This is a genomic window from Pseudomonas sp. Root329, assembly GCF_001424925.1.
In the GTDB taxonomy this organism is placed as follows: domain Bacteria; phylum Pseudomonadota; class Gammaproteobacteria; order Pseudomonadales; family Pseudomonadaceae; genus Aquipseudomonas; species Aquipseudomonas arabinosi.
Genome location: NZ_LMCV01000006.1, coordinates 110,167 through 127,324 on the forward strand (window position 1 = coordinate 110,167; position 17,158 = coordinate 127,324).

Below are 17,158 nucleotides of genomic sequence, written 5' to 3' on the forward strand. Positions count from 1 at the left end.
GAATAGTTCATTATGTCGGCGACTCAAAATTACGGCACTGGCCGTCGCAAGACCGCAACCGCACGCGTTTTCCTGCGTCCGGGTACTGGTAACATCTCCATCAACAACCGCACCCTGGAAAATTTCTTCGGCCGCGAAACTGCCCGCATGGTAGTTCGTCAGCCGCTGGAACTGACTGAGACTGTCGAGAAATTCGACATCTACGTCACCGTGATCGGTGGTGGTGTAAGTGGTCAAGCTGGCGCAATCCGCCACGGTATCACTCGTGCACTGATGCAGTACGACGAAACCCTGCGTGGCGCTCTGCGCAAAGCTGGCTTCGTTACTCGCGATGCACGTGAAGTTGAACGTAAGAAAGTTGGTCTGCGTAAAGCGCGTAAGCGTCCGCAGTACTCGAAGCGTTAATTCGCTTTTACGTTCAAGAAGAACGCCCAGTTTCCTCGCGAAGCTGGGCGTTTTTTTATGGGCGCGATTTATCAAAGAATTGCTCTGTGACAACTTGCCACAGCCGTAGAGGCCCTATACTGCAAGGCTTGGCAGTGGAGCCCCTCGGTAATTACCTTGTCAGAATTGGGGCTTTTCATTACCATTCGGCAAAATTTTTATAAGTTCAGATTTTTACTTAGTAGACGCCTGATTTAACAGGCCACAAAGCTGATGGGAGAGGACTGAATGAGCAATGACGGCGTGAATGCAGGCCGGCGTCGCTTCTTGGTAGCAGCCACATCCGTGGTGGGTGCTGCAGGAGCGGTGGGGGCTGCGGTCCCGTTCGTGGGGTCATGGTTTCCCAGTGCCAAGGCGAAAGCCGCAGGTGCACCGGTGAAGGTGAATGTCAGCAAAATCGAGCCAGGCCAGCAGATGATTGCTGAGTGGCGCGGTCAGCCGGTGTTCATTGTCCGCCGAACCGCGGAAATCCTGGGGAATCTGAAAAAGATCGAGGGCCAGCTGTCTGACCCGACCTCCAAGAACTCGACACAACCGACCTACGTCGACCCCGAAACGCGTTCGATCAAGCCAGAGGTTCTGCTGCTGATCGGTATCTGCACGCACCTGGGTTGCTCGCCGACCTTCCGTCCAGAAGTGGCACCTGCGGATCTGGGCAAGGACTGGGTAGGTGGTTATTTCTGCCCTTGCCACGGTTCCCACTACGATCTGGCTGGCCGCGTCTACAAGTCGCAACCTGCGCCTTTGAACCTGCCAGTTCCCCCGCATTCCTATGAGACCGATGACATCATTGTCATTGGCGTCGATACGGAGAAAGCGTGATGAGCAAGTTCATGGATTGGGTTGATGCGCGCTTTCCCGCGACCAAAATGTGGGAAGACCATCTCAGCAAGTACTACGCCCCGAAGAACTTCAACTTCTTCTATTTCTTTGGCTCCCTCGCACTGCTCGTTCTGGTCAACCAGATCGTTACCGGTGTCTGGCTGACCATGAGCTACACCCCGTCGGCGGAAGAGGCGTTTGCTTCCGTCGAATACATCATGCGCGACGTCGAGTACGGCTCGATCCTGCGTCTGCTGCACTCCACCGGCGCCTCGGCGTTCTTCATCGTGGTCTATCTGCACATGTTCCGTGGCTTGCTCTACGGTTCGTACCAGAAGCCGCGTGAGCTGGTGTGGGTCTTTGGCATGCTGATCTATCTGGCGCTGATGGCTGAAGCCTTCATGGGTTACCTGCTGCCGTGGGGTCAGATGTCCTACTGGGGTGCCCAGGTGATCATCTCGCTGTTCGGTGCGATCCCGGTCATCGGCAACGATCTGACTCAGTGGATCCGTGGTGACTACCTGATTTCCGGTATCACCCTGAACCGCTTCTTCGCCCTGCACGTTGTGGCGTTGCCGATCGTGATCCTCGGTCTGGTGGTGCTGCACGTTCTGGCGCTGCACGAAGTCGGGTCGAACAACCCGGACGGCGTGGACATCAAGAAATTCAAAGACGAAAACGGCGTACCGCTGGACGGCATTGCCTTCCACCCGTACTACACCGTGAAAGATATCGTCGGCGTGGTGGTGTTCCTGTTCATCTTCTGCTCGATCGTGTTCTTCTTCCCGGAAATGGGCGGCTACTTCCTCGAGAAGCCGAACTTTGAAGTGGCGAACGCCTTCAAGACGCCAGAGCACATCGCTCCGGTCTGGTATTTCACCCCGTTCTACGCGATTTTGCGGGCGATTCCGGACAAGCTCCTGGGCGTTGTTGCCATGGGTGCCTCGATTGCGTTGCTGTTTGTCCTGCCGTGGCTTGATCGGAGTCCGGTCAAGTCGATGCGCTACAAGGGCTGGCTGAGCAAAATCTGGCTCTGGGTGTTCTGCATCTCGTTCGTGATTCTTGGTTGGCTGGGTGTCATGGCGCCTACCCCTGAGCGTACGTTGCTGTCGCAGGTCTGTACTTTCCTGTACTTCGCCTACTTCATTCTGATGCCGTTCTACACCAGGCTCGAGAAGACCAAACCGGTTCCGGAAAGGGTGACTGGCTGATGAAAAAGCTATTTGCTGTACTGATTCTTGCTGCTTTGCCCGTGCTGTCCTTCGCGGCCGAACACGGTGGTCCTGAGCTCGAAAAGGTCGACATCGACGTTTCCGACAAGGCTGCCATGCAGGATGGCGCGCGTACATTCGCCAACTACTGCATGGGCTGTCACAGCGCCAAGTTCCAGCGTTACGAGCGTGTCGCCGATGACTTGGGCATTCCGCACGACCTGATGCTCTCGAAGGTGGTGTTCACCGGCGCCAAGATCGGCGACCACATGAGCATCGGCATGCAGCCGGCTGACGCCAAGACCTGGTTCGGTGCGGCGCCGCCCGACCTGACCCTGGTCGCCCGCGTTCGTGGCACTGACTGGCTCTACGGTTACCTGAAATCTTTCTACGAAGACCCATCGCGTCCTTGGGGCGTGAACAACAAGGTGTTCCCGAACGTCGGGATGCCTAACGTTCTGGTCGGCCTGCAGGGTCGTCAGGTGGTAGGCTGTAAACAAGTTCAAATCGTCGAAGACGGCAAGAAGCAATACGATCCACTGACCGGCACCGCTTTGACGCATGAAGCCTGCGATCAACTGACCGTATTGCCGAAAACCGGCACGCTGAACGAAGAGCAGTTCGACGAGAAGGTCAAGAATCTGGTGACCTTCCTGGCCTACTCGGCCAACCCGGTGAAGCTGCAGCATCAGCGCATCGGTACCTATGTGTTGCTGTACCTGGCGTTCTTCTTCGTATTCGCATACTTGCTCAAGCGTGAATACTGGAAAGACGTCCATTGATATTGCTGTAAAATTGCTGTCAATCGCGCGCGCCCAAGGGCGTCTCTGAAGGTGTAACGAGCCTGGTGATCCAGGCGTTACGGGAGGCGCCCTCTGGGCGCGTGCGTTTTTCCGTTTCCGATAATTTCAACAAGCGAGGAGGACCGCCATGGGCGTGACCAATCGGTTGGCCTGTTACTCCGACCCCGCCGACCACTATTCCCACCGAGTGCGTATCGTACTTGCAGAGAAGGGTGTCAGCGCCGAGATCATTTACGTGGAAGCTGGTCGCCAGCCGCCTAAACTGATTGAAGTGAACCCTTACGGCAGCTTGCCCACCCTGGTCGATCGTGACCTGGCGTTGTGGGAGTCGACCGTGGTGATGGAATATCTGGATGAGCGTTACCCGCACCCGCCTTTACTGCCGGTTTATCCAGTGGCGCGTGCCAACAGCCGTCTGCTGATTCATCGTATTCAGCGTGACTGGTGTGGTCTGGTGGATCTGATCCTGGATTCCCGGTCCAAGGAAGCAGCCCGTGTCGTGGCTCGTAAAGAGCTGCGCGAAAGCCTGACCGGCGTGTCGCCGTTGTTCGCCGACAAGCCGTTTTTCCTCAGTGAGGAACAAAGTCTGGTGGATTGCTGCCTATTGCCAATACTCTGGCGATTGCCGATTCTGGGTATTGAACTGCCGCGGCCTGCCAAGCCGCTGCTTGATTACATGGAGCGCTCGTTTGCGCGTGAGGCTTTCCAGGCGAGTCTGTCTGGTGTCGAACGCGATATGCGCTAAGGCTTAAGGAGCCGCTATGAACTCCAGTCGACCTTATCTGGTCCGCGCGCTCTACGAGTGGATTGTGGACAACGATTGCACCCCGCACATGCTGGTCAATTCCGAGTATCCGTCGGTGCAGGTGCCTCAGGGTTTTGCCAGTGACGGACAGATTGTCTTGAACGTATCGCCGGCAGCCGTGCGTCATCTGCACATGGACAACGAAGCGGTCAGCTTCGAAGGGCGCTTCGGTGGCGTGCCGCACACCCTGTACGTGCCTATCGCATCGATCCTGGGCATTTACGCCCGGGAGAACGGTCAGGGCATGGTGTTCGATCTGGAATCGCCTATGGAAGACGAGGAAGAGATCGAGCCGGATGACGATATTCCGCCACCCGACAGCGAGCCGCCGCGTCCCAGCGGTCGACCGAGTTTGAAGGTGGTGAAGTAATAAAAAAGGCGATCCGCAAGGATCGCCTTTTTTGTGCCTGCGTGTTGCGTGTCAGTCGATGTATTCAAACAACTTCACAATCTTCTGCACCCCGGAAACACCTTGCACCAGGTTGGTCGCCTGAGTAGCTTCCTGTTTGGTCAGCAAGCCCAGCAGGTAGACGATACCGTTCTCGGTAACCACCTTGATGCGCGAGCCAGGGATGTTCGGGTCGGTGAGCATCTGGGTCTTGATCTTGGAGGTCAGCCAGGTGTCGTTCTGGCGGGCAAGGAAGCCGGAAGGTGGCAGGACTTGCAGTTCGTTGTGGACTGTCTTCACGCGCTGAACAGCCGCAGCGGCCTGTTCGGCCTTGGCCTTGAGGTCGGCGCGCGGGGTTTGCCCGGCGAGCAGCACGACGCCGTTGAAGCTGGTGACGACGATGTGCGAGTCGTTATCCAGGGCTGGATCGGCCTTGGCGATGTTCACGCCGACCTTGGTGTCGATCAGAGAGTCGTCGATCTTACTGCCGAAGGTGCGGGTGCCGCGGTCATCTTCAATCGGTGCTTCACGGCTGGCGTTAACCACCGAGGTGCAGCCGCTGATGCCGAGGCACAGGGTCAAGGCCAGAAGGCCTAGGCGATTAGGGGTCATTCTTCACTCCCGAACAGTTGGCTGTCGATCAAATCGCAAAGGCAATGGATCGCCAGCAGGTGGACTTCCTGAATACGTGCGGTGACGTTGGCCGGTACGCGAATCTCGACGTCCTCGGGCAATAGCAGCGATGCCATGCCGCCGCCATCGCGACCGGTCAATGCTACGACAATCATTTCGCGATCATGTGCGGCCTGGATCGCTTGAATAATGTTTGCCGAGTTGCCGCTGGTGGAAATCGCGAGCAATACGTCACCCGGCTGGCCGAGGGCGCGGATCTGTTTGGAGAAGATTTCGTTGTAGCTGTAGTCGTTGGCGATCGAGGTGATCGTCGAGCTGTCGGTGGTCAGCGCAATCGCTGGCAGGCTCGGACGTTCGCGCTCGAAGCGGTTGAGCAGCTCGGACGAGAAGTGCTGGGCATCACCGGCAGAGCCGCCGTTGCCGCAGGACAGCATTTTGCCTTCGTTGAGCAGGGCGTTGACCATCACTTGGCTGGCTTGCTCGATGTGCGGTGCAAGTACGTCCATCGCCATTTGCTTGGTATCGATACTGGCCTGAAAAAGCTGGCGAATTCGGGATTGCATGTCCATCTGTGTGACCTTAATTAGCGCGGCTACTCGGCACATGAATGTGCAGCCCGCAAAGCAAAGAGCAAAAGTGTTGGGTGAAAGTGTCCGGTTCGGGGTGCTTGCGATCAGCTGTCGAAGGCATTCTGCAACCAATTCAACTGATCGAGGTTGCTGTCGATGGCAACCACGTCGAAACGGCAAGGGGAATTGGCCCAGCGCGACTCGCGCTGAAGAAAATACTGCGCGGCAAAAATCAGTTTCTGCCGTTTGCGCTCATCGATGCTGCCGAGTGCGCCACCCCATTGAGTGTTTTTTCTGTAGCGGACTTCAACGAATACTACTGTATCGCCATCAAGCATGACCAGATCAAGCTCACCGCGTTTACACAACCAGTTCTGCGCCAGCAGGCGCAGACCTTGTTGTTGAAGATGCTCGAGCGCATGGCGCTCGGCATCTTTACCGCTTTGCTGGCGTGATCTGTCGGGCATCAGCGTGGGGTGTCCGGCAGGCGTTGAACCTGGCCGCTGACGAACTGTGCCCACGGCAACTGGCGGACCACGCGTTGGTTCTGAGTCATGCCCAGGCTGCCTGATTGACCTTCGATGCGACTGTCCGGCAGAGCCTTGAGTTGACCCAGGCGTGGTGCCAGGCGATAGGCGTCAACGCCCATCGCGTACAGACGACCCAGGCTGCCAGCAGCTTGTGGCCATTGAGCGGTCACTTGTTTGCGCAGCGGATCGTTGGCCTCCAGCAACCATGGGGTTTCGCAGAAGCGAATGCCGTTCATGTCGTTGTACTGATTTACATCGCCGCTGGCGCTGAACACGTGGGAGGTGGCATAAACCGGCACGTCGCCGGCGTACTGGAAGTTCAGGGTCGGCTTGATCTGCTGGGCTTGCTGAGGCGTTGCGGCCAGGAAGATGAACTCGATGTCCTGGCGACGCGAAGGCTGCGCAGCTACCTGCCCGCCAACGGTGCTTTGTAGGCTCTTGGCACGACCTTCGCTCTGACGCAGCTGGAACATGTCGGCAATTTGCTGGGCCAGTTGAACCGGTTGGTCGACACGTTCGGTGGCGACGATGCTGCCACCGTTAGCCTGCCAATCCTGGCTGAAGGCTCTCAAGACGCGATCGCCCCATTCGCCTTTCGGCACCATGATGGCTGCGCGATGCAGGCCATCGGCGCGAGCACGGCGGGACACTTCGCGGGCTTCGTCTTCAGCAGCCAGACCAAACTGGTACAGCTGGGCGGGACCTTGTTCGCCTTCGCTGTAGTTCAGCGCCAGGGTGGTGATCGGCAGTTGCGGGCGAGCGCTGAGCTGTTTGACCAGCGGCTTCTCCAGCGGGCCGACGACCAGCTGCACGCCATCGGCTTGGGCCTTGCGGTAGAACTCGTCCATCGAAGTGAGTTTCGAACTGTCATAGAACTCGATGGCTGGCGGCTTCTGCCCGGCTTGTTGAGCCTGGTAGTGAGCCGCCATGAAACCTTCGCGCAGTGCTTTGCCGACCGACGCCAGCGGGCCGTCTTGTGGCAGCAGCAGGGCGATTTTGCCCAGGGGCTGGCTGGCCAGTTCCTTGAGCTTGGTCAGTGGCAGCGGCAATTGAATGGCGGCCGGGTGCTTTGGATTCTGTGCGCGCCAGTTGTCGATCGCGGCTTGCTGCTGTTCCAGGGTGCCGGCAGTTTTCACCGCCTGCGCCAGGCCCATCCAGCCGCCGAGGTCATCGGAGGTATTTGGCTGCAACTGGTCGGTCGGCAGCGAGGCGATCAGAGTCCAGATCGCTTCGTGGTTTTTACTGGCCGCTTCACCTTCGAGCATTGGCGCAATAAAGATGCGTTCCCGTGCGGCGGCCAGCGTCTGGCCATCGGCTTCAAGGGCGCGGGCATGAACAGTGCCGGTGCGAACCTGTTGCTCAACCGGCAGTTCACTCAGGCGTTGCAGGCTCGGATGACTCAAGGCAGTCAGCGCCGCTTTGGGCTGATTGCGAACCATGGCCAGTTCAGCCGCCAGGGTGCTGGCGAAAACCTGTTGGCCAGGCTTGAGTGTTTCGACGGGGACTTGTTGCAGGATTTGCGCGGACTGGCCGGCATTCCCCTGACGATAGGCCAGGTCTGCTGCGCTCAGGCGCAACAGGGAGGCTTTTTCCGGGTCCTTGCTTTGAGCGGCCTGTGCGAGCAACTGCTCGATACTGGCATCCGGGGTCCGTGGAAGTTCGCCAAGGCTGGAGGAGGGCGAGCTGGCGCAAGCCGCCAGCAAGGCAGCGAGGCAGAGGGCAGTGAACAGCCGCAGGCAAGCGATCATGTAGTGTTCCTGATACTCGATCAAATTAGCGTGGAATTGTACCCAAGCACTGGCCGGGGCGCGATGTTACTGGTGTGAATCGATCAATTTAGCTCGTGCAAATGTTGCGGCACTGCACAAAAGGCTGCAAAACCGAGGGTTGCTTGCGCGTATCGCGAACCTCACGACGCGCTACAATGGCGGCTTTTACCGATCATGAGGTGTGCGCTTTGACTGCTCCAGGTGCTTTGAATTCCGCTGCTGGCTCGCTTTATGTGGTGGCGACGCCCATCGGCAACCTGGACGACATCAGTGCGCGTGCGCTGAAGATCCTGCGCGAGGTCGCCCTGATCGCTGCCGAAGATACCCGCCACTCCCAGCGTTTGATGCAGCATTTCGGCATTCCTACGCCGCTGGCAGCTTGCCACGAACACAATGAGCGGGATGAAGGTAGCCGCTTTATCACCCGCTTGCTCGCTGGCGACGATGTGGCACTGATTTCCGATGCGGGCACGCCGTTGATTTCCGATCCGGGTTACCACCTCGTGCGTCAGGCCCGTGCTGCGGGTATCAATGTAGTGCCGGTTCCGGGCGCCTGCGCATTGATCGCCGCGTTGTCGGCGGCGGGGTTGCCGTCGGACCGTTTCATCTTCGAAGGTTTCCTGCCGGCCAAGGCTGTCGGTCGGCGCGCCCGTCTTGAGTTGGTAAAGGAAGAACCGCGCACGTTGATTTTTTATGAGGCGCCACACCGCATCCTTGAATGTCTGCAAGACATGGAACTGGTGTTCGGTGGGGAGCGCCCGGCTTTGCTGGCCCGTGAAATCACTAAAACCTTTGAAACCCTTAAAGGTTTGCCGCTGGCCGAGTTACGCGAGTTCGTCGAGTCAGACAGCAATCAGCAACGCGGCGAGTGCGTGATGTTGGTGGCGGGTTGGTCTGCCCCTGAGACCGAGGACGCCGTCAGCAGTGAAGCGATGCGCATCCTGAATCTGTTGCTTGAAGAAATGCCGCTCAAGCGAGCCGCAGCGTTGGCGGCGCAAATTACCGGCGAGCGCAAGAATGTGCTCTATCAGGTCGCGCTGGATAAACAGAAGGGCGAGTGAAAACCGACGTGCAGGCGTAGCCCAAGGCGTTTAGCGCTTGTCCTTCGGCGGCTCTGCCGTTAATCTTCGCGGCGGAGAGTCGATCGGACAGTCGCTGCCCTCTATGAAAATTAGGGGGGGGAGGAAAGTCCGGGCTCCATAGGGCGAAGTGCCAGGTAATGCCTGGGAGGCGTGAGCCTACGGAAAGTGCCACAGAAAATAACCGCCTAAGCGCTTCGGCGCCGGTAAGGGTGAAAAGGTGCGGTAAGAGCGCACCGCACGACTGGCAACAGTTCGTGGCTTAGGTAAACCCCACTTGGAGCAAGACCAAATAGGGTCCCAAGGCGTGGCCCGCGCTGGGACCGGGTAGGTTGCTAAAGATGTCCAGTGATGGCCATCGTAGACGAATGACTGTTCAAGACAGAACCCGGCTTACAGATTGACTCTCCACCTTTTTCCCCTCCCTGCTTTAATCATTGAGCAGGGCGCCTGTAGTAGCTATTTCCCTCCTTACAGAATCAACAGCAGAAGCACTTTCGTAATACCAAAAAAATCTTACTCTTAACAAATTACTTTAACTTTCGAGCGCAGCCTTCAGTGCTGGTTCAAGTTATTGAGCAGGATGACACGTCAGATTCTCTCTACCCCTCCTTTTACGCTCCTAAATCTCAGTTCTGTAAGGCTTTTCCTTTAATCCGCGCCTTGACGGTGCGGTGGCCGCATTCCTATAGTGTGCACAAGTGGCGGAAAGTGGCATGAAGTGGGTTTTTTGAGCTCAAAACGCTAATATTTGGAGAAACGCTGACGTGTTTCGCGGAGCTAACGCTATCAGTCTCGACGCAAAGGGCCGTCTCGCTATGCCGAGCCGGTACCGTGACGAGCTCGTTTCGCGTAGTTCCGGTCAGTTAATCGTCACAATTGATGCCGTTGATCCATGTTTGTGTGTTTACCCCCTCGATGAGTGGGAAATTATTGAAACCAAACTGCGCGCACTGCCTTCGCTTCGCGAAGAGAACCGCCGCCTGCAACGTTTACTGATTGGTAATGCCGTCGACCTCGAGCTCGATGGCAGTGGTCGTTTTCTGGTTCCGCCGCGTCTTCGTGAATATGCCAAGTTGGATAAGCGCGCGATGTTGGTAGGCCAACTGAACAAGTTCCAATTGTGGGACGAGGATGCCTGGGATGCGGTTTCTGCCGCTGACCTGGCTGCCATTCAACAACCGGGCGCCATGCCTGATGAACTGCGTGATTTGATCCTGTGACTATTGATAGCGGCTTTAACCACATCACCGTACTGCTTGACGAAGCCGTGGAGGCTCTCGCCGTACGTCCTGATGGCTGCTATCTGGACGGTACGTTCGGGCGCGGCGGACACAGCCGGTTGATCCTCAGCCAGCTCGGTCCCGATGGTCGGGTGCTCGGATTCGATAAAGATCCTCAAGCGATTGCCACCGGGCAAACGCTAGCGGCCGAAGACGGCCGCTTTGTCGTTGTGCAGCGCAGCTTTGCCGAGCTCGGTTCGGAAGTCGCCGAACGTGGTCTGGACGGTAAAGTCAGCGGCGTTTTGCTCGACCTCGGCGTGTCCTCGCCGCAGCTCGACGACCCTGAGCGCGGCTTCAGTTTCCTCAATGATGGCCCGCTGGACATGCGCATGGATCCGTCCCGCGGGATCAGCGCTGCCGAATTCGTCAACACCGCACCCGTGGAAGAAATCGCCCGGGTGTTCAAGCAATACGGCGAAGAACGTTTTTCCGGCCGCATGGCCCGTGCCGTGGCCGAGCGTCGCGACATCAAGCCGTTCGAGCGCACTGCCGATCTGGCCGAAGTCCTGAAAGTCGCCAACCCTGCATGGGAAAAGGGCAAAAACCCGGCGACCCGTGCGTTCCAGGGCTTGCGTATTCACGTCAACAACGAACTGGGTGATCTGGAAGCCGGCCTCGAAGCCGCGCTGGAATGCCTGGAAGTCGGCGGCCGTCTGGTCGTCATCAGCTTCCACTCGCTGGAAGACCGCATCGTCAAACTGTTCATGCGCAAACTGGTGAAAGGCGAAGCCGACAACCTGCCCCGCAACCTGCCGGTACGTCACGTCGCCTTCGAACCCATAATCAAAATCCATGGCAAAGCGCAGTCCGCCTCCGAGGCCGAACTCAAAGCCAACCCACGTTCCCGTAGCGCCGTCATGCGCGTCGCGGAGAAGCTGCGGTGAGCAAGCTTTTCGCCAAGCCACTTCCCGGCGGAAGCTTTTTCATGTTTCTGCTGTTTATTGGCGTGCTCGTGTCGGCCATCGGCGTTTCCTATAGCGCCCACTGGAACCGTCAACTGTTGAACTCGCTTTACAACGAGCTGAGCGTGCGCGACAAGGCGCAAGCGGAGTGGGGCCGTTTGATTCTCGAACAGAGCACCTGGACCGCCCACAGCCGTATCGAAGTCCTGGCGACCGAGCAACTGAAGATGCGCATTCCTGGCGCCGCTGAAGTGCAGATGGTGGCGCCATGATGAAACTCGAGGGCGCACTCTTTCCATGGCGGTTCCGCCTGGTGCTGGGTTTGCTCGGCGTCATGGTCGCGGCGATTTCCTGGCGCATTATCGATCTGCAAGTAGTCGACCGTGCCTTTCTTAAAGGTCAGGGCGATGCACGCAGCGTTCGTCATATTCCGATTCCGGCTCACCGTGGTCTGATCACCGACCGTAACGGCGAGCCTTTGGCCGTGAGTACCCCAGTCACCACCCTTTGGGCCAATGCCAAGGAAATGCAAACGGCCAAAGAGAAGTGGCCTGCACTGGCGGCTGCCTTGGGGCAGGACCCGAAAGCCCTGGCCGAACGTCTCGAGGCCCAGGCCAACAAAGAATTCATTTATCTGGTGCGCGGGCTGACCCCCGAACAGGGCCAGTCCGTGCTCGATCTGAAAGTGCCGGGCGTTTATGGCATCGAAGAATTCCGGCGTTTCTACCCGGCCGGTGAAGTCACTGCCCATATGGTCGGTTTTACCGACATCGATGACCACGGTCGTGAAGGCGTCGAGCTGGCCTACGACGAATGGCTGGCCGGGGTCCCCGGCAAGCGACAGGTGATCAAGGATCGGCGTGGCCGACTTATCAAGGATGTTCAGGTCACCAAAAACGCCAAGGCCGGAAAGCCCTTGGCGTTGTCCATTGACCTGCGTCTGCAATACCTGGCCAACCGTGAACTGCGTAACGCGATCATCGAGAACGGCGCCAAGGCCGGCAGCCTGGTGATCATGGACGTGAAGAGCGGCGAGATCCTCGCCATGGTCAACCAGCCGACCTACAACCCGAACAACCGTCGCAACCTGCAACCGGCGATGATGCGTAACCGCGCGATGATCGACGTGTTCGAACCGGGTTCGACGATGAAAGCGATCTCGATGAGCGCCGCGATTGAAACCGGCCGCTGGAAGCCGAGCGATACCGTCGAGGTGTACCCGGGCACCTTGCAGATTGGTAAATACACCATCAAGGACGTATCCAAGAGCGAAGGTCCGGTGCTCGACCTGACTGGCATCCTGATCAACTCCAGTAACGTCGGCATGAGTAAGGTCGCCTTCGATATCGGCGGCGAAACGATTTTCCGTCTGGCGCAAAAAGTCGGCCTCGGCCAGGACACCGGCCTGGGCTTCCCGGGCGAGCGCGTCGGCAACCTGCCGAACTACCGCGAATGGCGCAAGGCTGAAACCGCCACGCTGTCTTACGGCTACGGTATTTCCGTGACCGCGATCCAGTTGGTCCACGCCTTCTCGGCCCTGGCCAACAATGGTCGCCTCGCGCCGCTGACCCTGATCAAGACCGACAAGCCACCGCAAACCACACAGGTATTGCCGGAGGCGGTCGCGAAAACCATGCAAGGCATGCTGACCCAAGTGATCGAAGCCCCGCGCGGTGTGTTCCGTGCGCAGGTGCCGGCGTACCACGTGGCAGGCAAGTCGGGTACTGCGCGTAAGACTTCGGTGGGCACCAAAGGCTACGCCGAGAATTCCTACCGTTCGCTGTTCGCCGGCTTCGGCCCGATGAACGATCCGCGCTACGCCATCGTGGTGGTGATCGATGAACCGACCAAGGCCGGTTACTTCGGTGGTCTGGTATCGGCCCCGGTGTTCAGCAAAGTGATGTCCGGGACCTTGCGCCTGATGAACATCACCCCGGACAACCTGCCACCTACTCAACAAGCGAACGCAGCACCGGTCGTTCCGCTGAAAGCCAATGGAGGGCGAGGCTGATGTCTCTGAGTCTGAACAAGATTTTCGCCCACGCCGGCCGCGATCTGTTGATCCGCGAACTGACCCTGGACAGCCGCAACGTGCGGGCTGGCGATCTGTTTCTCGCCGTCCCTGGCGGCAAATTCGACGGTCGCGCGCACATTGCCGACGCCCTGCAACGCGGCGCTGCCGCTGTGGCGTATGAAGTCGAAGGCGCGACCGTATTGCCGATTACCGATGTTCCGCTGATTCCGGTCAAAGGCCTGGCGGCGCAGCTGTCGGACATCGCCGGGCGTTTTTACGGTGACCCTAGTCGTCACCTGAACCTGATCGGCGTGACCGGCACCAACGGCAAAACCAGCGTGACGCAGTTGGTTGCGCAAGCCTTGGATTTGCTCGGCCAGCACTGCGGCATCGTCGGCACGTTGGGCACCGGTTTTTACGGCGCGCTCGAAAGCGGCTTGCACACCACGCCGAACCCGATCGCGGTGCAGGCAACCCTCGCCGACCTGAAAAAGGCCGGTGCCAAAGCCGTCGCCATGGAAGTTTCTTCCCACGGTCTGGATCAGGGGCGCGTGACCGCACTGGCCTTCGATGTGGCGGTGATGACCAACCTGTCCCGCGATCACCTGGATTACCACGGCACCATGCAAGCCTACGGCGAAGCCAAGGCCAAGCTGTTTGCCTGGAACGATTTGAAGTGCCGGGTGATTAACCTCGACGACGAATTCGGCCGCCAACTGGCTGCGGACAAACGTGAATCGCGCCTGATCACCTACAGCCTGGAAGATGCCAGCGCCTACCTCTATTGCCGTGAAGCGCAGTTCGATGACGAAGGCGTGCGCGCCACGTTGGTCACGCCGCAGGGTGAGCATCACTTGCGCAGCACCTTGCTCGGACGTTTCAACCTGAGCAACGTGCTGGCCGCGGTCGGTGCCTTGCTGGGGCTGGACTACGCGCTGGACGAAATCCTCAACGTGCTGCCGAAACTCGAAGGCCCGGCCGGACGCATGCAGCGCCTCGGCGGCGGTACTCAGCCGCTGGTCGTGGTCGATTACGCCCACACACCGGATGCGCTGGAAAAAGTCTTGATGGCCCTGCGTCCTCACGCCAAAGGCCGTTTGCTGTGCCTGTTCGGTTGCGGTGGTGATCGCGATCGCGGCAAGCGTCCGTTGATGGCTGAAGTGGTCGAGCGTCTGGCTGACGGCGTGCTGGTGACCGATGACAACCCGCGCACCGAAGACCCCGCAGTGATCTTCGACGACATCCGCGCCGGTTTTACCGCTGTGGATAAAGTCACCTTCGTCGCTGGCCGTGGCCAGGCGATTGCGCAATTGATCGCCAGCGCTTCGGCGGATGACGTGATTGTCCTGGCCGGTAAAGGTCACGAGGACTATCAGGAAATCAACGGCCAGCGTCACGCTTTCTCGGATCTGGTCGAGGCCGATCACGCCTTGACCGCGTGGGAGGTGGCCCATGCTTAAAGCCTTGAAACTGAGCGAACTGACCGGCGCGCTGAATGCCCGCTTGGTCACTGCCGATGCCAGCTTCGACGGCGTCAGCATCGACAGCCGCGCGATCAAACCAGGCCAACTCTTTATCGCCCTGACCGGCCCGCGCTTCGATGGTCATGACTATCTGAATGACGTCGCCGCAAAAGGCGCCGTAGCAGCATTGGTCGAGCGCGAAGTCGCCGACAGCACACTGCCGCAATTGCTGGTGAAAGATACTCGTCAGGCGCTGGGGCAACTCGGCGCGTTGAACCGTGCGGCTTATACCAACCCTGTCGCAGCGATCACCGGTTCCAGCGGCAAGACCACGGTCAAGGAAATGCTCGCCAGCATCCTGCGCACGCGCGGTCCGGTGTTGGCGACCCGCGGCAACCTGAACAATGATCTCGGCGTTCCGCTGACCCTGCTCGAGCTCGCGCCGGAACATACCGCAGCGGTGATCGAACTGGGTGCTTCGCGGCTCGGCGAAATTGCCTACACCGTCGGCATGACCAAGCCTCATGTGGCCGTGCTCAACAACGCCGGGACCGCCCACGTCGGCGAGTTCGGCGGGCCGGAAAAAATCGTTGAAGCCAAGGGCGAGATTATTGAAGGGCTGGATGCCGATGGCGTCGCCGTTCTCAATCTTGACGACAAGGCGTTCGACATCTGGAAGACCCGCGCTGCCGGTCGCAAAGTGCTGACCTTCGCCTTGAGCAATGTCAGTGCCGATTTCTACGCCAGCGATCTGGACCGCGACGCTCGTGGTTGCCCGGCGTTCAACCTGCACACTCCTGAAGGTATGGAGCGCGTTCAACTGAACCTGCTCGGCACCCATAACGTCGCCAATGCCATGGCCGCCGCCGCTGCCGCCCATGCGCTGGGCGTGTCGCTGTTCGGCATCGCCATCGGCCTCGGCGCGGTGCAACCGGTCAAAGGTCGCACCGTTGCGCAACTGGCCAGCAATGGCATGCGCGTCATCGATGACACATACAACGCGAACCCCACCTCCATGTGCGCCGCCGTTGATATACTCGCCGGCTTTTCCGGCCGCACCGTTCTGGTGCTCGGGGATATCGGCGAGTTGGGCGATTGGGCGGAGCAGGGGCACCGCGATGTGGGCGAGTACGCCCGCGGCAAGGTTTCCGCGCTTTACGCTGTCGGGCCAATGATGGCTCACGCCGTGAACGCTTTCGGTCCACAGGCCTTCCACTTCAGCACTCAGGCTGAACTGATCAAGGCCCTGGGCGCCGAGCAAGACACAAACACCACCATTTTGATCAAGGGCTCGCGCAGCGCTGCGATGGAAAACATCGTCGCCGCTTTGTGCGGGACCAGTCTGGAGAAACATTAATGCTGCTGCTGCTAGCGGAGTATCTGCAACAGTTCTACAAAGGCTTCGCGGTCTTTCAGTACCTGACCCTGCGCGGGATTCTCGGTGTGCTGACCGCGCTGGTTTTGTCGCTGTGCTATGGCCCGTGGATGATCCGCACTTTACAGAACCGTCAGATCGGTCAATCCGTTCGTAACGACGGTCCACAATCGCACCTGTCCAAGTCCGGCACCCCGACCATGGGCGGCGCGTTGATCCTGTCGTCCATCGGCGTCAGCACGTTGCTGTGGGCTGACCTGACCAACCGTTATGTCTGGACTGTGCTGCTGGTGACTTTGCTGTTCGGCGCGATCGGCTGGGTCGACGACTACCGCAAAGTGATCGAGAAGAACTCCCGTGGCTTGCCGAGCCGCTGGAAGTACTTCTGGCAATCGGTGTTCGGCCTGGGCGCGGCGATCTTCCTTTATATGACTGCAGCGACGCCGGTGGAAACCACCCTGATCCTGCCGATGCTCAAGGACCACAGCATTCCGCTGGGCATAGGCTTCGTCGTCCTGACCTACTTCGTGATCGTCGGCTCGAGCAACGCGGTCAACTTGACCGACGGTCTCGACGGTCTGGCGATCATGCCCACCGTAATGGTCGGCGGCGGGTTGGGGATCTTCTGCTACCTGTCGGGTAACGTGAAATTCGCTGAATACCTGCTGATTCCGTATGTGCCGGGCGCAGGCGAGTTGATCGTGTTCTGCGGCGCCTTGATCGGCGCGGGCCTCGGGTTCCTCTGGTTCAACACGTATCCGGCTCAGGTGTTCATGGGCGACGTCGGCGCACTGGCGCTGGGCGCGGCACTGGGCACCATCGCGGTGATCGTCCGTCAGGAAATCGTCCTGTTCATCATGGGCGGCGTGTTCGTGATGGAGACCCTGTCAGTCGTCATTCAGGTCGCTTCCTTTAAGCTCACCGGTCGCCGTGTGTTCCGCATGGCACCGATACACCACCACTTTGAACTCAAGGGCTGGCCCGAGCCACGCGTGATCGTCCGTTTCTGGATCATCACCGTGATTCTCGTGCTGGTTGGCCTTGCCACCCTGAAGCTGAGGTAGAACG

The 17,158-nt window shown here is 59.0% G+C and carries 18 protein-coding genes and 1 other RNA gene; 15 read left to right on the forward strand and 4 right to left on the reverse strand.

What is annotated here, in order from left to right:
• Nucleotides 1-12: 12 nt before the first annotated feature.
• From rpsI to ASC74_RS08780, 6 genes are all read left to right on the forward strand, one after another.
• Entirely contained in the window at nt 13-405 is a 393-nt protein-coding gene (gene rpsI / locus ASC74_RS08755) for a 30S ribosomal protein S9 (RefSeq protein WP_003216038.1), read from the forward strand.
• 267 nt (nt 406-672) lie between these two features.
• Nucleotides 673-1,266: a ubiquinol-cytochrome c reductase iron-sulfur subunit gene (gene petA, locus ASC74_RS08760; protein ID WP_033061319.1), complete on the forward strand. Its 594-nt coding sequence runs from the start codon at nt 673-675 to the stop codon at nt 1,264-1,266.
• Nucleotides 1,266-2,477 carry a cytochrome b gene (locus ASC74_RS08765; RefSeq protein WP_046048261.1) on the forward strand — a complete coding sequence of 404 codons (1,212 nt, stop codon included), beginning with the start codon at nt 1,266-1,268 and terminating at the stop codon, nt 2,475-2,477. The genes petA and ASC74_RS08765 overlap by 1 nt, the downstream gene beginning before the upstream one ends.
• On the forward strand, nt 2,477-3,259 hold the full coding sequence (locus ASC74_RS08770; protein ID WP_056740900.1) for a cytochrome c1: 783 nt from the start codon (nt 2,477-2,479) through the stop codon (nt 3,257-3,259). Before ASC74_RS08765 ends, ASC74_RS08770 begins: the two co-directional genes overlap by 1 nt.
• Nucleotides 3,260-3,407: 148 nt before the next feature.
• Nucleotides 3,408-4,025, forward strand: coding sequence for a glutathione S-transferase N-terminal domain-containing protein (locus ASC74_RS08775; RefSeq protein ID WP_008155978.1), 618 nt, complete (start codon nt 3,408-3,410; stop codon nt 4,023-4,025).
• 16 nt (nt 4,026-4,041) lie between these two features.
• Complete coding sequence (locus tag ASC74_RS08780; RefSeq protein ID WP_008155980.1) at nt 4,042-4,455, forward strand: ClpXP protease specificity-enhancing factor; 414 nt, start codon at nt 4,042-4,044, stop codon at nt 4,453-4,455.
• Between the two features lie 51 nt (nt 4,456-4,506).
• On the opposite strand, the gene ASC74_RS08785 is transcribed toward ASC74_RS08780, so the two are convergent.
• The 4 genes from ASC74_RS08785 to ASC74_RS08800 form a co-directional block, all read right to left on the reverse strand.
• On the reverse strand, nt 4,507-5,085 hold the full coding sequence (locus ASC74_RS08785; protein WP_056740902.1) for a BON domain-containing protein: 579 nt from the start codon (nt 5,083-5,085) through the stop codon (nt 4,507-4,509).
• Complete coding sequence (locus ASC74_RS08790; protein ID WP_008025961.1) at nt 5,082-5,675, reverse strand: phosphoheptose isomerase; 594 nt, start codon at nt 5,673-5,675, stop codon at nt 5,082-5,084. The genes ASC74_RS08785 and ASC74_RS08790 overlap by 4 nt, the downstream gene beginning before the upstream one ends.
• A 104-nt stretch (nt 5,676-5,779) precedes the next feature.
• Nucleotides 5,780-6,142, reverse strand: a complete 363-nt coding sequence (locus tag ASC74_RS08795; RefSeq protein WP_056740903.1) for a YraN family protein — start codon at nt 6,140-6,142, stop codon at nt 5,780-5,782.
• Nucleotides 6,142-7,953: a penicillin-binding protein activator gene (locus ASC74_RS08800; RefSeq protein WP_056740905.1), complete on the reverse strand. Its 1,812-nt coding sequence runs from the start codon at nt 7,951-7,953 to the stop codon at nt 6,142-6,144. Before ASC74_RS08800 ends, ASC74_RS08795 begins: the two co-directional genes overlap by 1 nt.
• 176 nt (nt 7,954-8,129) lie before the next feature.
• Here ASC74_RS08800 and rsmI point away from each other — a divergent pair, with 176 nt between their 5' ends.
• The 9 genes from rsmI to mraY all read left to right on the forward strand — a co-directional run bounded on the left by rsmI (nt 8,130) and on the right by mraY (nt 17,154).
• Entirely contained in the window at nt 8,130-9,035 is a 906-nt protein-coding gene (rsmI, locus tag ASC74_RS08805) for a 16S rRNA (cytidine(1402)-2'-O)-methyltransferase (protein ID WP_162247436.1), read from the forward strand.
• Nucleotides 9,036-9,110: 75 nt separating this feature from the next.
• Nucleotides 9,111-9,465, forward strand: an RNA gene (gene rnpB / locus ASC74_RS08900) — RNase P RNA component class A.
• 355 nt (nt 9,466-9,820) lie between these two features.
• Nucleotides 9,821-10,276, forward strand: coding sequence for a division/cell wall cluster transcriptional repressor MraZ (gene mraZ / locus ASC74_RS08810; protein WP_008147486.1), 456 nt, complete (start codon nt 9,821-9,823; stop codon nt 10,274-10,276).
• Nucleotides 10,273-11,220: a 16S rRNA (cytosine(1402)-N(4))-methyltransferase RsmH gene (gene rsmH / locus ASC74_RS08815; RefSeq protein WP_046048256.1), complete on the forward strand. Its 948-nt coding sequence runs from the start codon at nt 10,273-10,275 to the stop codon at nt 11,218-11,220. Before mraZ ends, rsmH begins: the two co-directional genes overlap by 4 nt.
• Nucleotides 11,217-11,510: a cell division protein FtsL gene (gene ftsL, locus ASC74_RS08820; RefSeq protein ID WP_033053422.1), complete on the forward strand. Its 294-nt coding sequence runs from the start codon at nt 11,217-11,219 to the stop codon at nt 11,508-11,510. The genes rsmH and ftsL overlap by 4 nt, the downstream gene beginning before the upstream one ends.
• Entirely contained in the window at nt 11,510-13,249 is a 1,740-nt protein-coding gene (locus ASC74_RS08825; protein ID WP_177338843.1) for a peptidoglycan D,D-transpeptidase FtsI family protein, read from the forward strand. Before ftsL ends, ASC74_RS08825 begins: the two co-directional genes overlap by 1 nt.
• Nucleotides 13,249-14,712: a UDP-N-acetylmuramoyl-L-alanyl-D-glutamate--2,6-diaminopimelate ligase gene (locus ASC74_RS08830; RefSeq protein WP_056740910.1), complete on the forward strand. Its 1,464-nt coding sequence runs from the start codon at nt 13,249-13,251 to the stop codon at nt 14,710-14,712. The genes ASC74_RS08825 and ASC74_RS08830 overlap by 1 nt, the downstream gene beginning before the upstream one ends.
• Nucleotides 14,705-16,072 (forward strand): UDP-N-acetylmuramoyl-tripeptide--D-alanyl-D-alanine ligase, encoded by a 1,368-nt coding sequence (locus tag ASC74_RS08835; protein ID WP_056740912.1) that lies wholly within the window; start codon nt 14,705-14,707, stop codon nt 16,070-16,072. The genes ASC74_RS08830 and ASC74_RS08835 overlap by 8 nt, the downstream gene beginning before the upstream one ends.
• Nucleotides 16,072-17,154, forward strand: coding sequence for a phospho-N-acetylmuramoyl-pentapeptide-transferase (gene mraY, locus ASC74_RS08840; protein WP_033061333.1), 1,083 nt, complete (start codon nt 16,072-16,074; stop codon nt 17,152-17,154). The genes ASC74_RS08835 and mraY overlap by 1 nt, the downstream gene beginning before the upstream one ends.
• The last annotated feature ends 4 nt before the right edge of the window (nt 17,155-17,158 follow it).

Excerpts from the sequence above, each read along its gene's own strand:
- rpsI (WP_003216038.1), top strand. The coding sequence starts at position 13 with ATGTCGGCGACTCAAAATTACGGCACTGGCCGTCGCAAGACCGCAACC.
- petA (WP_033061319.1), top strand. The coding sequence starts at position 673 with ATGAGCAATGACGGCGTGAATGCAGGCCGGCGTCGCTTCTTGGTAGCA.
- ASC74_RS08765 (WP_046048261.1), top strand. The coding sequence starts at position 1,266 with ATGAGCAAGTTCATGGATTGGGTTGATGCGCGCTTTCCCGCGACCAAA.
- ASC74_RS08770 (WP_056740900.1), top strand. The coding sequence starts at position 2,477 with ATGAAAAAGCTATTTGCTGTACTGATTCTTGCTGCTTTGCCCGTGCTG.
- ASC74_RS08775 (WP_008155978.1), top strand. The coding sequence starts at position 3,408 with ATGGGCGTGACCAATCGGTTGGCCTGTTACTCCGACCCCGCCGACCAC.
- ASC74_RS08780 (WP_008155980.1), top strand. The coding sequence starts at position 4,042 with ATGAACTCCAGTCGACCTTATCTGGTCCGCGCGCTCTACGAGTGGATT.
- ASC74_RS08785 (WP_056740902.1), bottom strand. The coding sequence starts at position 5,085 with ATGACCCCTAATCGCCTAGGCCTTCTGGCCTTGACCCTGTGCCTCGGC.
- ASC74_RS08790 (WP_008025961.1), bottom strand. The coding sequence starts at position 5,675 with ATGGACATGCAATCCCGAATTCGCCAGCTTTTTCAGGCCAGTATCGAT.
- ASC74_RS08795 (WP_056740903.1), bottom strand. The coding sequence starts at position 6,142 with ATGCCCGACAGATCACGCCAGCAAAGCGGTAAAGATGCCGAGCGCCAT.
- ASC74_RS08800 (WP_056740905.1), bottom strand. The coding sequence starts at position 7,953 with ATGATCGCTTGCCTGCGGCTGTTCACTGCCCTCTGCCTCGCTGCCTTG.
- rsmI (WP_162247436.1), top strand. The coding sequence starts at position 8,130 with ATGGCGGCTTTTACCGATCATGAGGTGTGCGCTTTGACTGCTCCAGGT.
- ASC74_RS08825 (WP_177338843.1), top strand. The coding sequence starts at position 11,510 with ATGAAACTCGAGGGCGCACTCTTTCCATGGCGGTTCCGCCTGGTGCTG.
- ASC74_RS08830 (WP_056740910.1), top strand. The coding sequence starts at position 13,249 with ATGTCTCTGAGTCTGAACAAGATTTTCGCCCACGCCGGCCGCGATCTG.
- ASC74_RS08835 (WP_056740912.1), top strand. The coding sequence starts at position 14,705 with ATGCTTAAAGCCTTGAAACTGAGCGAACTGACCGGCGCGCTGAATGCC.
- mraY (WP_033061333.1), top strand. The coding sequence starts at position 16,072 with ATGCTGCTGCTGCTAGCGGAGTATCTGCAACAGTTCTACAAAGGCTTC.